This window comes from Croceivirga sp. JEA036, assembly GCF_011882165.1.
Taxonomy (GTDB): domain Bacteria; phylum Bacteroidota; class Bacteroidia; order Flavobacteriales; family Flavobacteriaceae; genus Croceivirga.
In genome coordinates, this window is the sequence record NZ_JAATON010000002.1 from 637,620 (window position 1) to 651,798 (window position 14,179).

General features: G+C 38.5%; 15 protein-coding genes and 1 pseudogene. 3 read left to right on the forward strand and 13 right to left on the reverse strand.

What is annotated here, in order from left to right; translation table 11 throughout:
• Positions 1-50: 50 nt before the first annotated feature.
• The 7 genes from HCO57_RS07775 to HCO57_RS07805 form a co-directional block, all read right to left on the reverse strand.
• Complete coding sequence (locus HCO57_RS07775; RefSeq protein WP_167988550.1) at positions 51-443, reverse strand: response regulator; 393 nt, start codon at positions 441-443, stop codon at positions 51-53.
• Positions 444-549: 106 nt separating this feature from the next.
• Entirely contained in the window at positions 550-963 is a 414-nt protein-coding gene (locus HCO57_RS07780; protein WP_167988551.1) for a DUF6691 family protein, read from the reverse strand.
• A 3-nt stretch (positions 964-966) separates the two neighbouring features.
• Positions 967-1,524 carry a YeeE/YedE family protein gene (locus tag HCO57_RS07785; RefSeq protein ID WP_167988552.1) on the reverse strand — a complete coding sequence of 186 codons (558 nt, stop codon included), beginning with the start codon at positions 1,522-1,524 and terminating at the stop codon, positions 967-969.
• 66 nt (positions 1,525-1,590) lie between these two features.
• Positions 1,591-2,628 carry a cytochrome d ubiquinol oxidase subunit II gene (gene cydB / locus HCO57_RS07790; RefSeq protein WP_167988553.1) on the reverse strand — a complete coding sequence of 346 codons (1,038 nt, stop codon included), beginning with the start codon at positions 2,626-2,628 and terminating at the stop codon, positions 1,591-1,593.
• Positions 2,629-2,638: 10 nt separating this feature from the next.
• A complete protein-coding gene (locus HCO57_RS07795; protein ID WP_167988554.1) occupies positions 2,639-3,994 on the reverse strand; it encodes a cytochrome ubiquinol oxidase subunit I in 1,356 nt (451 codons plus the stop codon).
• A gap of 92 nt (positions 3,995-4,086) precedes the next feature.
• Positions 4,087-4,224 (reverse strand): hypothetical protein, encoded by a 138-nt coding sequence (locus HCO57_RS07800; protein WP_167988555.1) that lies wholly within the window; start codon positions 4,222-4,224, stop codon positions 4,087-4,089.
• A gap of 70 nt (positions 4,225-4,294) precedes the next feature.
• Positions 4,295-4,501, reverse strand: a complete 207-nt coding sequence (locus HCO57_RS07805; RefSeq protein ID WP_136949261.1) for a DUF2892 domain-containing protein — start codon at positions 4,499-4,501, stop codon at positions 4,295-4,297.
• A 387-nt stretch (positions 4,502-4,888) separates the two neighbouring features.
• On the opposite strand from HCO57_RS07805, the gene HCO57_RS07810 reads away from it, so the two are divergent.
• From HCO57_RS07810 to HCO57_RS07820, 3 genes are read left to right on the forward strand one after another with little or no spacing between them, the layout of a single operon-like run.
• A complete protein-coding gene (locus HCO57_RS07810; protein ID WP_167988556.1) occupies positions 4,889-6,109 on the forward strand; it encodes a sulfite oxidase in 1,221 nt (406 codons plus the stop codon).
• Entirely contained in the window at positions 6,109-6,591 is a 483-nt protein-coding gene (locus HCO57_RS07815; protein ID WP_167988557.1) for a monoheme cytochrome C, read from the forward strand. Before HCO57_RS07810 ends, HCO57_RS07815 begins: the two co-directional genes overlap by 1 nt.
• Positions 6,592-6,596: 5 nt before the next feature.
• Positions 6,597-7,469, forward strand: coding sequence for a sterol desaturase family protein (locus HCO57_RS07820; RefSeq protein WP_167988558.1), 873 nt, complete (start codon positions 6,597-6,599; stop codon positions 7,467-7,469).
• Here the strand turns inward: HCO57_RS07820 and trxA are convergent.
• The 6 genes and pseudogenes from trxA to HCO57_RS07850 form a co-directional block, all read right to left on the reverse strand.
• Positions 7,466-7,758: pseudogene (trxA, locus tag HCO57_RS07825) on the reverse strand (thioredoxin). The gene HCO57_RS07820 and the pseudogene trxA sit on opposite strands and share 4 nt — an antisense overlap.
• A 6-nt stretch (positions 7,759-7,764) precedes the next feature.
• Positions 7,765-8,139, reverse strand: a complete 375-nt coding sequence (locus tag HCO57_RS07830; protein ID WP_167988559.1) for a rhodanese-like domain-containing protein — start codon at positions 8,137-8,139, stop codon at positions 7,765-7,767.
• 4 nt (positions 8,140-8,143) lie between these two features.
• The gene (locus tag HCO57_RS07835; RefSeq protein ID WP_167988560.1) at positions 8,144-9,556 is read right to left on the reverse strand and encodes an MBL fold metallo-hydrolase; all 1,413 of its coding nucleotides are present in this window, start codon (positions 9,554-9,556) and stop codon (positions 8,144-8,146) included.
• 68 nt (positions 9,557-9,624) lie between these two features.
• Complete coding sequence (locus tag HCO57_RS07840; protein ID WP_167988561.1) at positions 9,625-11,343, reverse strand: SulP family inorganic anion transporter; 1,719 nt, start codon at positions 11,341-11,343, stop codon at positions 9,625-9,627.
• Positions 11,344-11,351: 8 nt separating this feature from the next.
• Positions 11,352-11,984 (reverse strand): Crp/Fnr family transcriptional regulator, encoded by a 633-nt coding sequence (locus HCO57_RS07845; RefSeq protein ID WP_010518973.1) that lies wholly within the window; start codon positions 11,982-11,984, stop codon positions 11,352-11,354.
• 44 nt (positions 11,985-12,028) lie between these two features.
• The gene (locus HCO57_RS07850) at positions 12,029-14,179 is read right to left on the reverse strand and encodes a xanthine dehydrogenase family protein molybdopterin-binding subunit (protein WP_167988562.1); all 2,151 of its coding nucleotides are present in this window, start codon (positions 14,177-14,179) and stop codon (positions 12,029-12,031) included.

Below are 14,179 nucleotides of genomic sequence, written 5' to 3' on the forward strand. Positions count from 1 at the left end.
TTTCTAAGGTATCCTTTAAACCGAACTTGGTTAATACCCTAATTAGTAATTTAAGACGCTTTCTGAAAAACCTTTGCCAAACTGGTTTTTGCTAAAGGTTTATCAAAATAGCCCTCTATAACTGGATTTTTCTTAGCCTTTTCTCTATCCTTAGAATTTACGAAAGAAGATAACACGTAAACTTTAGGCATCTTTACTCCGTTAGAGAATTTTTCTAAGTGTTCTAGAAATTCCCATCCGTCCATCTCTCCCATAATTAAGTCAAGGAAAATAATATCTGGTAGTTTCCCATACTCCTCTATCCACGTTGCACAACGTTCTAAACCTTCTTCTGCACTACCGCAAGTAGACACATCAAAAGAATCACCAAATTGTTCAATACAATATCTTGTAGCAAACTGGGATACTAAGTCATCATCAATGATAAAGATGTCGAGTTTCATTCTAAGGGGCTGATTGGTATTATAATGAAACAAAAGTAGCCCCTTTTTTTTGTAGTAAAAATCCTAATCGGCAATTTGTGATAAAATTACCGTAAACTACACACTTTTAATGTGGTAATTTATTTTTAAGCACTCCATATATAAACGTACCAAAAATTGCTGACCCTAATACTACCAGAATAGGTATGTAACCCGCTCCTGCTAAAACGTACATAGGTCCCGGACATGCGCCAGCTAATGCCCAACCCAATCCAAAGCATATACCACCAATGGCATATCTATAGAAAGATTTTTCTTTTGGTTGAATAGCTATGGTTTCTCCAAAGATAGATTTTGAATTACTCCGTTTAACAATTTGAATAAATATAATACCTAATACCAAGGCAGAACCAATGATACCATACATATGAAACGACGCAAATTGAAACATTTCGTAAATACGAAACCAAGAAGCTGCTTCTGACTTAAAAAGAACGATACCGAAAAAGATACCAACGATTAAATAAAGTACACTACGCATCAACTAAAAAATAAAGGGAAACAAAATATGAACCATAAAAAGGCCGCCAATAAAAAAACCAATCACTGCTATAAGAGAAGGTAACTGCAGGTTGCTTAATCCAGAAATTGCATGACCAGAAGTACACCCACCAGCATATCTAGCCCCAAAACCTACTAAAAAACCACCTAGTATTAGTAACAACAACATTGTAGGATTAGTTAAAGCTTCTGTGCTAAATAATTCTATAGGCATGTAAGCTTTGCCTGCACTTTTAAAACCGTAATCTTCTAATTGGGTAATAATTTCTGGTTGTATCGCTACAGCTTTATGAGGGCTCAAATAGTTTTGAGCAATAAAACCCCCAATTACCACCCCCAATACAACAATAAGATTCCAACGTTGCGCTTTCCAATCAAACTTAAAAAAATCAGCCGCTTTACCAGCTCCAACCATACTACAAACGGTTCTGAGGTTAGAAGACATACCAAAAGTTTTACCCAGTAGTATAAGCACGGCCATAGTTAAGGCAATTAATGGTCCGGAAACATACCAAGGCCATGGGGCTAAAATTATATCCATCAATATATTTTTTAGCAAAGAAACTAATAGTAAACCAATTTAAACGTAACCTGAGTCACTTAAACATTAATAGCTTGTATCATCTAATTGTACTTTACCCTTAAAAGTTCTGTACAGAAAAAGGAAGTAAAACGCCAGTAATGGTGCTCCTATGAGGACAATAGTGAGCATAATCCCTAAAGATTTTTGAGAAGATGCGGCATTATAAATAGTAACGCTAAAATCTGGATTAATGGTTGATGGCAATAAAACTGGATACATTTGAAAAGCCACTAACATTAATAAAAAAGACATGGTTAAAGATGTAAATATCATAGCTTGCATGTATTTTTTCTTAGAAACCAATCTAGGAACATTCGCTACTGCCAAAAAAGCTGCTATAGGCAAAATAAAAAAGGCAGGATATTCCTTAAACTTATCCGCAACCCCTGGCAAATAGATTAAAGTGTAAAAAGAAGTAAAGACAAAACTTAATATAAAGAATATCATTGCCTTTTTTAATAAAAAGGTAAAACGAGCATACAACCTCCCTTCTGTTTTAAGTAATAAAAATATAGCCCCTTGTGTCATAAATATCGAGAGCGTTGTTAAGCCTACTAATAGGGCATATGGATTTAAAAAGGTTAAAAACGCCCCTCCTTTATATTCATGATTTTCATGAAGTTCAAAACCCTGTAACACATTACCCAGAACAACACCTAACAAAAATGCTATGGCAGTATTAGAACCGCAATAAATAACATCCCAAGTTTTACGCCACCAAAGCATTTCTTCTGCACTTCTAAATTTAATTGCAGCAGACCGCAAGACCAAAAACATTAAAAACAGCATAAAGGGTACATACATAGCAGACAGCATAGTGGCATACATGACCGGAAAGCCAGCAAATAGGGCTCCCGCTCCAATAATAAGCCATACTTGATTGGCATCCCAAAGTGGTCCTATAGCATTTATAGCTATACGCCTACTCAAATCTTTTCTTAAAAATAAATGCCATGCCCCTGCACCATAATCAAACCCTTCTAAAATGGCATAACCAGAAAATAAAAGCCCAACAACCAAGTACCATAGTGTTGGGTAATCTATACCTAAAAATGTTTCCATACGCGTTCTATTAGGTGTATTTTAAAAATTCGTTTGGATTATCAGCTTCATCATACGGGCCATGTTTAATCTTCTTATTCATGGAATACAAAAACAATAAGAACAAAAGGGTGTACACCACTAAAAATAGAATTAATGAAAATAAAATTTGATTGGATGACACCTCTTGAGAAAAAGCCTCGCTTGTTTTTAAATGTCCATATACCACCCATGGTTGTCTGCCCATTTCTGCAGCGAACCATCCTACTTGGTTTGCTATCTGTGGCAACAAAACGGAGAAAGCAAAAATTTGTAACAACCATTTTTTATTAAACAGCTGACCCCGCCACCATAAATAGCATGCAAACAAGGTTAAAGCTATCAGAAACATACCAATTGCAATCATTATATGGTAAAATTGAAATACCGCATTCACCTGCGTTGGTATTTCGTCTTTAGGAAACGCATTTAACCCCTCAATAGGGGCTTCAAAATCTTGATGGACCAAAAAAGATAAGCCGCCTGGCACCGCTAGTCCCGTAACTTTCTCTGTTTCATCATCAACCCATCCAAAAAGGTATAAATCTGCTGCAGAAGAGGCCTCGTAATGGCCTTCCATTGCAGCTAATTTAGCTGGCTGATTTTCTGCCACACCATCTGCAGAGCTATGCCCAGACGCCAATTGAGATAATGATATTAAAGTAGCTACTACTAAGGCAATTTTAAATGCTGTCTTAGAAATTTCAACAAACCTACCTCGAAGCAAATAATAGGCATGTACACTCAACACCAAAAATGCCCCCGCTAAGAAAGCGCCTTGCCATACATGAATTATTCTATCTATACTAGACGGATTAAAAACCATGGCCCAAAAATCGGTGACTTCTGCTCTAGCGTTTAATCCTTTACCAACTATATGGTAACCCGCCGGAGTTTGCTGCCAACTATTGGCCACTACAATCCATACTGCAGAAAACATGGATCCTAAAAACACCCCTATAGTAGCTATAAAGTGTACGCGTGGAGAAACCCGATTCCAACCAAAAATCAGAATGCCTAAAAATGTACTTTCTAGCCCAAAAGCAAACAAACCTTCTGCCGCCAAGGCACTACCAAATATATCCCCTACATATCTAGAATAAACAGACCAATTGGTACCAAACTCAAACTCCATTATAATGCCAGTAGCCACTCCAATCCCAAAAGTTATCGCGAAGATTTTCAACCAAAACCTGGTAAGAATTTCATATTGTTTTTTACCGGTTTTAAGATATAAACCTTCAAAAATTACCATTAAAAGACCTAAGCCTATACTTAAAGGTGGATAGATGTAATGAAAAGCAATAGTGAAAGCAAACTGGATTCTGGCAAGTATTTCTGTATCCATAAGGCCCTGTATTTTCTACTATAAAAATACGGCACAAACCTTGAATTAAAGCGTAATCTAGGTTACAAAACGCTTTAAAAATGCATCAATAATTAATCCTGTTTATTTTGACCAGAATTGATCATGGTATATATGCCTAGTATAAACGCAACTACGACCACAGCAAAAACAACAATCATGGTAATTCCGTTTTGCCAAGATACTAAGGGTAAGGTAAGTATTGTTTTCATAACTCCATATTTAAAGGTGAAAAATACTACTACAGAACCTTACAAAAAATGATAATTATCAGCTAGAACGCTACTCTTTAGTTTTACACGTATTTACTTTAAATAAGGAATACACTGGGCAATAGCCAATGATGCTTGTAATTATAAAGATTGCAGCTAACACCATAAGGATGATAGAAAATACTCCTGCAATAATTTCTAAATATCCAAATAGGGCAACCAAAACAGCTACTATTACCCTGTAGACCCGATCTACAACTCCCATGTTTTTATTCATAACAACCATTTTGATTAATTTTTACACCATTAAAACTAATACCACCTAATCTTACTATATAATAAACTTTGCTATGCAAACGATTGCATTCAAAAATAAGTGTACAGCTAAACGTTTATTCGATAAAATGTAAGTTTTTTATTACGTAATTTAGAATGAGTAAAATATTTTATTCACTTTCTAAATAGAAACAATTACTATCTAATATCCTTTCTATCTTAAAATTTTCTCAGCACTAATGAATACCCCTGTAAAGAACCCCGAACTGTAAATTTAAAATGTAAACGTTTTCATAAATATGTATTATATTACCACTTGTATGGTAGTAACCCTTGGTTTCTGAACCAGAAAACTTGTACTTTTAACTAGCCACAACCAGAATAATAAATGAAAAGAAGAGATTTTACGGCTGGGCTATCCTTAGCCGCTATGGCAAGTATTTTAGGAAGCCCCATCGTTTATGGCCACAACTTGCCAAAAGACTATGTACCACTTGGACTACAAGAATCAGATCCTTTTAGTCTTTTTGACAAAAACAAAGAAATGGTGGTATTAAATGATAAACCCTGGAATATTGAGGCCAAGGCCCATTTGTTGGATGATGCGGTTACCCCTAATAAAAACATGTTTATCAGAAATAATGGGAAACTACCGTCAAATATAAATGCCGACACATGGAAAATTACCTTTAACGGGGAGTCGGTTGTACGAGAAAAATCATTTAGCCTAAACGATTTAAAAAAACAGTTTAAACAGTACACCTACCAACTTACTTTAGAATGTGGCGGAAACGGACGGGCGGAATTTAACCCACCAGCTAAGGGAAATCAGTGGACCGTAGGCGCCGTACATTGTGCAAAATGGACAGGGGTTCGCCTTAAAGATGTATTACAGGCTGTTGGAATAAAAGATGATGCCGTTTATATTGGTTACCACGCTGCAGATGTACATTTAAACGGTAACCCAGAGAAAGAGCCCATTTCTAGAGGTGTACCCATAGCAAAAGCCCTACAAGACGAAACCTTATTGGCTTTTAAAATGAATGGCGAAGACATACCTTTAGCGCACGGTTTTCCGTTACGTTTGGTCTGTGGTGGTTGGCCAGCATCTACCTCTGGTAAATGGCTTACAGAAATTAGTGTCCGTAACATTATACATGATGGAGCAAAAATGACGGGTACCGCCTACCGCGTTCCCTGTAAACCAGTAGCACCTGGTGCAAAGGTAAAAGATGAAGATATGTGCATTATAGAATCTATGCCTATAAAGTCTTTAATTACCTATCCAAAAACAGGTGCTATGCTGAAAAAAGGGCAGGCTTTAACCATTCGCGGTCATGCTTGGGCTGGTGAACTAGAGGTAGCTCAAATGGAATATTCTATAGATTTTGGAGCTACTTGGAAATCTTGTAAGCTAGATAAACCTCTTAATAGATTAGCGTGGCAGCATTTTACAGCGACGGTAGATTTTCCAGAATCTGGTTACTATGAAGTTTGGGCAAAAGCTACGGATACCAATGGTGTAAGTCAACCCATGTTAGTACCAGGCTGGAACCCCAAAGGCTATTTAAATAACGCTTGCCATAGAATTGCCGTAAAAATAGGATAATGGAACAGCCCAATAAATTTAAAGAAAGTGCGGCATTAATTCGCAAGTTAAGTGTAACCCTATTTGTTTTCTTTATTGCTATTGCTGGAATTCTAGTTTACTTGATGGTTGACCCCAGTTTATCTGCATTTTCTTCTAAACCAGAGACTACGCTTACCGTATTAGAAACCAACGAAATTAAGGATGATTTTGATGCCATTGATGATGGTATACATTTACGCACTGGATTTATTGCAGACGATGGGTTAATGACGGTGGTAAATAACTGTACCAATTGCCACTCCGCTAAATTGGTAACGCAAAATAGAATGACCAAAGAAGGTTGGTCAGCTACTATAAAATGGATGCAAGAAACTCAAAACCTATGGGATTTAGGGGATAATGAAGTTATAATTTTAGATTATCTGGCAAAAAATTACGCGCCAGAAAAGAAAGGTAGAAGAGAAAACTTGACCAATATAGAGTGGTACACCTTAAATTGATGTAAGTGGAATACGTAGATGTGTTTTTAAACGCTATTAGTGGCACCTTTGATTATACTTTAAAAGCAATACTGTTTAAAGTACCATGGTATAAAAACTATTTTTGGGGCTTGGTGGTTATATCCATGGTAGTATGGCTCTTTGAGATACTATTTCCATGGCGAAAAGACCAAAAAATAGTACGTAAAGACTTTTGGTTAGACGCTTTTTACATGTTCTTCAATTTTTTCATTTTTGCTCTAATTGTTAGTGGGTTTTATAAAGTTATAGAACTAGCTTTTGCCAAAGGGGGACTTACAGTAGAAAGTATAGCAGTCATAGATACTAGTAGCTGGCCCGTTTGGGCCCAATTGTTGGTGTTTTTTATTCTGCTCGATTTTGTACAGTGGTTTACCCATGTTTGCCTTCATAAATTTCCAATTTTCTGGAATTTTCATCAGGTACATCACAGCGTCAAAGAAATGGGGTTCGCTGCGCATTTACGATACCATTGGATGGAAAACATTCTTTATAAGCCTTTAAAAACATTTGGCGTAATGCTTTTGGGCGGCTTTGAGCCAGAACAAGCCTACATTGTTCATTTTATTGCCATTACCATTGGCCATCTAAATCACGCAAACATCAAATTGAGCTATGGCCCCTTAAAATATATATTTAATAATCCCGTAATGCATTTGTACCACCATGCCTATACCCTACCAAAAGGTAGTTTTGGGGTTAATTTTGGGATTAGCCTAAGTTTATGGGATTATATTTTTAAAACCAATTACCTACCAGAAGATAGTGGTAATGTGCCATTAGGCTACCCTGGAGACGAAAAAATGCCCCAAAACTTTTTAGGGCAATTAACTCATGGGTTTAAAAAACAGAAATCTTAATTGGCCTGTATTAGCCTAACTAAATCTTGAGATTGTACTACACCAGACTGTCTCCATAGCATTTCGCCATTTTTAAACAACATTAAGGTAGGCACCCCTTTAACTTGGTAACGAGCCGCCAATGCCTGATTTTTATCTACATCTATTTTACAATCTTAGCTTGTTCCCCAACTTGGTCTTTTACCTGCTTGAGTATTGGTCCCATGGTTTTACATGGCCCACACCATTCTGCAAAAAAATCGACCAAAACAGGTTTTTCACTTGCTACTATATCATTAAAACTTGCCATACGTGTTTATTTTATCCAATCATTATAACCACCTGTATAGTCGTAAATTTTAGTAAAACCTTGCTTTTTTAAAAGTTGCGCCGCCTTATTGCTTCTACCACCCATTTTACAATATAGATATACCGGCTCTTCTTTATCTAAACCTTGAATTTGTTGTACAAAATCGGCACTGCCTACATTTATATTTTTGGCATCATCTATATGTCCGGCGCCATACTCTTGTGGTGTACGCACATCTATGAGCTGTACTTCCTTACCAATGGCATGGGTTTTTAAGAATGCTTTATCAACTTTAGTAACTACAACGTCATTTTTATCTTGGCAGGCACCTAGTTGTATAAAAGACAATGCTGCACATAAGACTTTAAGGATATTCTTCATACGTCTATTTTATAGTTGTTGGGCAAACATAATCAGATACAGGAATGCCTGCCTCTTTAATAGCCTTAAATCCGCCAGCAACATCAATCAAATTGTGAATTCCTCTACTTTTTAAAATACTTGCGGCAATCATACTTCTATAACCACCTGCACAATGCACATAAAATGTTTCCTCAGAAGGGAATTCTGCCAGGTGATTATTTAAGAAATCTAAGGGAGTGGTATGGGCATTTGGGATGTGTTCAGAAATATATTCTCCTGGTTTTCTAACGTCAAATACCGGTACATCTTCGGCATCCATGGCTTCTTTTAGTGCGGTTGCAGGCACGGTACTTACGGTATCATATTCCATAGAAGCCTTTTTCCATGCTTCAAAACCGCCTTTTAGATAACCTAAGGTATTATCAAAACCAACACGAGAAAGCCTTGTAACCACTTCTTCTTCCCTACCTTCTTCTACCACTAATAAAATAGGCTGTTGTACATCGCCAATCAAAGCCCCCACCCAAGGCGCAAAACCACCATCTATTCCTATAAAAATGGAGCGTGGTATGTGCCCCTTGGCAAATTCGTTCTGATGCCTAACATCTAAGACAATAGCACCGGTTTCGTTGGCCGCAGCCTCAAATGCAGTTGGTGATAACGCCTGGGTACCTCTTTCCAAAACCTCATCAATATCATCATAGCCTTCCTTGTTCATCTTAACGTTTAATGGAAAGTATTGTGGAGGAGGCAACAAACCATCTGTAACTTCTTTTACAAATTCTTCCTTGGTCATATCTGCCCGCAGGGCATAATTCATCTTCTTTTGGTTCCCTAACCTATCTACCGTTTCCTTCATCATATTTTTACCACAAGCAGAACCGGCACCATGCGCAGGGTATACCACTACATCATCTGCCAAAGGCATTATTTTGGTACGCAAACTATCAAACAAAGTAGCTGCCAATTGTTCTTGGGTCATATCCGCAGCTTTTTGAGCCAAATCTGGCCTACCTACATCTCCTAAAAACAAAGTATCTCCACTAAAAATAGCATGGTCTTTTCCATTTTCGTCTTTTAGTAAATAGGTGGTACTTTCCATGGTATGTCCAGGTGTGTGCAAGGCTACAATGGTTACCTTGCCTAATTTAAACTCCTGATTGTCTTTTGCTATTATGGCATCAAACGTAGGATTGGCGTTTGGCCCATACACAATTGGAGCTCCCGTTTCTTTAGACAAGGTAACATGTCCGCTCACAAAATCTGCATGAAAATGGGTCTCAAAAATATACTTGATTTCTGCATTGGCCTTAGCCGCTCTATCCAAATAAGGTTTTACCTCTCTAAGGGGATCAATTATAGCCACTTCGCCATCACTTTCAATATAATACGCCCCTTGGGCCAAACATCCGGTATATATCTGTTCTATCTTCATTGTAATTGTATTTAATACTTCAAAAATAGTTTTAAGTTTTTTCTTACGTAGTAACTTCTGTTACACAATTATTTATACTGCATAGACACTTTGTTCTGCATGGGCGATTTGCCCACATGTGCCAAACAATCTTCATAGGCTTCTGCCGTACGTACGTGGATATGGTCTGGCCCAATAACTTTGACCAACCCACTTTTTACCAGAATATCACGTATGGGTCCTATGGCACCTGCAAGTTTAAAGGTGATTCCTTTTTCTTTTAGGTCGATGACTATTTTTTCTAATTCTGCGGCAGCAGTATTGTCTATATAATTCACCGGCTCTGCATTAAGAATAACATAACTCAGCGTTCCTTTTTTAAGGTGGATTTGTTTGTATAAGGCTGTTTTAAAATGTTGCACATTGGCAAAGAACAGCTGTGCATCAAAACGAAGAATGAGAATGCCGTTATCGCATTCCACATCTTCAGAAAAGCGTTCTACATTCTTAAAATAGTCCATCCCTTTTATTTTACCCAACACGGCTACGTGTGGTTTAGAGGTACGATATATTAATAGGAACAAGGAAAACAACACCCCAAAAATGATACCTTGGGCAATACCAACAAAAAGCGTAGTTACAAAGGTGACAATCAACAATATCAATTCGTCTTTTTGATGTTTGTACAGCTGCGCTGGATATTTTAAATCTAGTAAACCAAAAACAGCCACCAAAATAATGGCTCCAAGAATAGACTTAGGTAAATATTGAAAGTAAGGCGTTAAAAACAACAACACCAAACCTACCACCAAAGCACTAATAATAGATGCCAGTCCCGTTTTAGCACCTTCATTTACATTTACGGCGGTACGAGACATACTTGCGTTAGCAGAAAAAGATTGAAATAGTGCCCCAATAATATTACTTACCCCCAAGGCTTTTAATTCTTGGTCTGGCACGGTATGGTATTCTTGCGTACGTTCTTCTACACCTTTGGCAATTGCCATTTCTTCTGCAAAAGCAATAAATGCCAAGGCCATGGCTAACGGAAATGCAAGTGTTAATTGTTCCCACGTAAAATTGGGCAAAGTAAAAGCGGGTAAACCATTAGGCACATAGCCCACAATGTTTACATCTGCCTCATTTACCATAAAAAGATAAATCCCCACAATACCCAATACCACTACTATCATGGCAGAAGGTAATTTTCTATTCCATTTTTTTAACCCTACAATAACGAGTATGGCTGCAACACCAATGGTAAAATCGTACCAATTTAGCGTATGTAAATTGGCAAACAACTGCTGTATGGTTTCTACTGTACTAGACGAAGAAACTTTTACCCCAAAAAGGTGTTTTAACTGGCTTACCCCTATAACTATAGCTGCTGCAGAAGTAAAACCACTCACTACGGGTCTGGATAAAAAATTGGCCAAAAACCCCAATTTTAAGAAACCCATAGCCAATTGCAGCACCCCAACAAATAACGCCACAAACAAGGCCATAGCTATGTATTCACCTTCTGTTGCCAATTTCATGGCAGACAAGCCAGAAGCAACTATAAGGGAATCTAATGCTACAGGTCCTACAGCTAATTTTCTACTGGTACCTGTAAGTGCATATACCAGATTTGGAACTAGTGCGGTATACAACCCGTAGACCGGCGGCAAACCAACTATCATAGCGTAGGCCATACCCTGCGGAATTAGCATTACACCAACGGTTAAGCCCGCTACTAGGTCTCCAGATAAATAAGACTTTTTGTAGTTGGGCAACCAATCTAGAATAGGAAAGAATTTTTTAAGCATCTACTAATCTATAAGTTGATGATTTCTATATGGCTTCTACTAAGTTTAATTTTACCCATGTTCTCCAACTTTTTTAGTAAGCGAGATATCACGACACGAGAGCTATGCAAATCGTACGCAATTTCTTGATGGGTGTTGGTGATAATTGTACTGTTGTTTACCTCAGACTTTCGTACCAAAAAATCAATTAGCCGCTCATCCATATTCATAAAAGCGATACTATCTACTGTATGTAGCAACTCATTTAAGCGAGAATGGTAACTCTCGAACACAAAATTTCGCCATGTTTTGTACTTAGCGGTCCATTCTTCCATTTTGTGAATTGGAACCATAATAAGCTTGGCATCCGTCTCGGCAATAGCCCTAATGTTACTTTTTGCATCGCCTAGACAACATGCCATTGTCATGCTACAGGTATCTCCTTGCTCTAAATAATAAAGTAACAATTCATCTCCTTCATCATCCTCTCTAAGTATTTTAATTACACCTTCTAAGAGCAGCGGCATGTATTTTATGTACTGCCCAATATCCATCAATTGAAAACCGGCAGGCACTTCTTTAAAAGTCCCCACTTGGGCAATATCGTTTAACAAAGCTTGCTCAAACGTATTTCCAAAACTGGTATGTAATTCTTGTATCACAGTACGAATTTACACATTAACAATAGCAACTTTAGTAACTCTTGTTACATCTTGTTCAAGGTCTTTTGTAATGGCATATGATTTAGCCTTTTTCCCGTTAAACGATACACTGCATTGGCAATAGCGGCACCTATAGGCCCTAAAGGTGGTTCCCCCACTGGCCCAGGAACTTCACGACCTTGTAAAAGGGTTACGTCAATTTCCTTTGGTGCATGTTTCATTAGCGCCATTTGGTAAGGTCCGTAAATAGTGGGCTGTAATTGCCCATCTACTACGGTCATTTCTTCAAAAAGCGAAGCACTAATACCCATAATTATGGCGCCTTCGCACTGTGCTTTTACTTGGTCTGGATTCACTGCCAATCCTGGGTCTAAAACACAGGTTACTTTGTGTATTTTTATTTGCTGTTTTTCTATAGAAAGTGCTACCACTTGGGCACAAGGGGTACCTGCATCCGTAGAGGCGGCAAAACCCATGGCCTTACCATTGATCACCTTGTCCGTATAGCCCGCCTTTTCCGCGGCTGTTTCTATCACCTTTCGTAATCGTACACCTGCGTCATCGTCCTTTATGTGTTCCAAACGAAAATCGACCGGGTTTTTCCCCGCCTTTTCTGCCAAGATATCCATAAAACTTTCCCAAGCAAAGGTGTTGGCCAATAGGCCTAAACTACGCCACCAGCTGGTAGCAAATGGGAGTTCTACATGCCAAGAGGTAGTTCTAATGTTGGGAATAGCTAAATATTGACAAAATCCGCCACGAATGGCCCCCACGTCTGCGCCCAACATCTCGTTTAAAAATCCAGGTAATAAGGCGGAATCTATGGCTACATCTCCACTAGAAAAATCGTGCTGAATACTTTCTATTTTGCCATTAGCCGTAAGTTTTGCTTTAAGTTGATGATGTGTAGGCGGCCTAAACATATCATGCTGAAACTCTTCTTTACGACTAAAAAAATATTTTACCGGTTTACCAATCGCTTTAGACATTACTGCAGCTTGCACTGCATGTGGCGTATGTAACCGTCTACCAAAACCGCCTCCTAAAAAAGTGGGAATTATATTCACTTTATCAGTATCTAAATCCAATCGTTTTGCGACTTCCTTTTGGGTAATAGCTACTACCTGAGTAGATAAATGTAACGTAGCACCATCATCCGTTACGTGTGCCACTACGCCGTTAGGTTCTATCTGGGCATGTGCGGCAATTGGCGTGGTAAACTCCGCCTCTACAGCTACTTCTTCTAAGACATCTCCCTTTTTCTGAATTAGCGTTGGATTGCCATTGCCCACTTTCATCTTGGCCTCAATATCCTTTAACTGCAACTGTGTAGGGGCATCCCAAGTTACCTTAATTGCCTGTTTTGCATTTTCGGCTTCCAAATACGAGTTGGCTACCACGCCTACAAAATCATCTTCCTGAATAATCTTTAGCACGCCAGGCATTGACGCTGCTTTACTAACATCTGCACTAACAAAGGTTGCCCCTATGTATTCTGGCCTTACCACCGTACCATACACCATGTCTGGCATGCTTGCATCCATACCAAAAATAGGTACTCCAAATACCTTATCCTCTAAATCTACTCTAGGTAAGGGTTTGCCAATTAGTTTATAGTCCGATAGTTTTTTAAGTTCTGGCGTGTCTACTGCTGGCCATTGGTTTACCTGTTTTGCCAAAGCCGCAAAAGTAAGTTCCTTCTCCCCAGCACTCACCTTCGTTTCTTCCATTACAACATCAGCAACAGCTACCTCCCACAGCTCTGCAGCAGCGGTTTTAATCATTTCTCGCATGGTTGCGGCAAGTTCCCGCAAGGGTTGCCATAAACTTGCAATAGAAGTACTACCTCCTGTAGCAAAACTATCCATATTACCTGTGATGGAAGGTGCGTGGACCACCTCTATACTAGATAAGGGCAATTCTAACTCATCTGCTGCCAATTGTGCCATACCCGTAAAGGTTCCTTGACCCATTTCTACCTTTGGAGAATATAGGCGAATTCTATTTGCTTCAGTCAGTTCAAACCACAAAACGGGTTCCATACCGCTACCTAAATAAGGAGAATCGGCGGAATTTGCATAGGCCAAAACCTGCCTACGAATAGGGTTGCGAAACAAGTACGTACCAACCGCTACAATGCCAGCCGTACCTAATGCACCTCTTACCAAAAACTTTCTTCTAGATACTTTTGCCAT